General features: G+C 62.7%; 1 protein-coding gene. It reads left to right on the top strand.

Annotation, left to right across the window (positions count from 1 at the left end):
* Nucleotides 1-1,647: MMPL family transporter (locus WCA53_RS27055; RefSeq protein ID WP_423917922.1), on the top strand; the 1,647-nt coding region annotated here is incomplete at both ends.

Consider the following 1,647-nt stretch of genomic DNA (forward strand, 5'->3'; position numbering starts at 1 on the left):
TTCCTTGTGACGAGCAGTGATTCAGATCACGCGAAAGCAGCCGCGAAGCAGCTAGGCGCGATCTTGTCTGCAAGTCATGCATTCGGCTCGGTGACGGCGCAATTGCCGCCTTTCGATTTGTCGCAGATCGGTGGGCTTTACATGCCGTATCGATTCGGCCTGCTTACGCCGCAGACTCGCTCGGCACTCCTGAGCGGCTCGTGGTCGTTGAACGACGCCCTCGCGAAACGCCTGTACAGCCCGCTGCGCGGCGGCCTTGCTACCCCACTCGCCGACGATCCGTTCGGCTGGCTCGAACAGTTTCTCGGCCAACTGCCGCTCGCGACGTCCAATCTGGACATAGAAGACGGCTTGCTGGTCGCCCATCGCGGCGCGCAGACCCAAGTGCTCGTCACCGCGACGTTGCCCGGCTCTGCGTATGAATCCAGCACGCAGCAAGCGGTTCTCGCTGCGGTCGCGGGTGGCGAAGCCGCTCTCAAGCAAACTTTCCCCGATGTCAGGCTCGACCGGACCGGCGCGGTTTTTTACGCGCAAGCTGCTCGTGCGGCTTCGGAACGCGAAGTGCATCTGATCGGAATGGTGTCCTTGTACGGGATCGGACTGCTGATGCTGTGGGTGCTGCGCTCGCCGCGCCTGCTCGTGCTCGGCTTCGTTTCTACGGCACTCGGGATCGTCTGCGCGCTGGCCTTCACCCTGCTCGTGTTTGGCAAGCTGCACCTGCTCACACTCGTATTCGGCGCAAGCCTCATAGGCGAGGCGGTCGATTATTCGATCCAGTATTTTGTGGTCTATCTCGGCAGTGGGCGCGACTGGGATGCGCAACGCGGCGTGCGCGCAGTCCGTCCCGCGCTGAGCGTCGCGCTCGCGACCAGTTTGCTCGGTTACGCGATTCTTGCCTGGGTGCCGTTTCCTGCGCTCAAGCAGATAGCATGCTTTGCCATGGCGGGGATCGTTACCGCGTTCGCCTCCGTGCTATGGCTGTTGCCATCGATGCTCGTAAAACCGCCCAAACGCACGCCGAAGCGGACCTTCGCGTTTGCGGCACGTTTGCTTGGCGGGTGGCATCGTGTGATCGGCGGACCGCACACATGGGCCGTCGCGGGCCTGTTGTTGATAGCGGCCGTGCCGGGGTGGCTGCGCCTCACGAGCGATGACGACATTCACCTCCTGATCCAGCGCGATCCTTCGCTCGTCTCACAGGAGCAAAAAATTCGCGACGCGGTCGGTATCGACGACAGCATGCAGTTCTTCGTGGTGCGCGGCGAGACGCCCGAGATCGTGTTGCAGCGCGCCGAAGCGCTCGGCGCGAAGTTGGATGCATTGAAAGGTGCGGACAAGCTAAGCAGTTGGCAATCGCCGGCGTCGTTCGTGCCGTCGGCGAAACGGCAGGGCGAAGATCGCGCGCTGCTTCAAAAGCGCGTCTTCGACGACCCGTCCAAGCTGCGCGCGTCGCTTGTCCAAGCCGGGTTTCGCGACGAAATCGCCGATGCGTGGATTGCGGCGCAAGCGAAGTCAGAAAGCCCGGTTCTGACCATTAGCGCGTGGCTTAACGCACCGTGGTCTCAGCCGTGGCGTCACTTGTGGCTCGGCCGAGTCGATTCAAGCACGCGCATCTATGCTGCCGTCGTCATGCCGCAGGGCGTCACG

Origin of the sequence: Caballeronia sp., assembly GCF_049581465.1 — a bacterium.
Classification (GTDB): Bacteria; Pseudomonadota; Gammaproteobacteria; order Burkholderiales; family Burkholderiaceae; genus Caballeronia.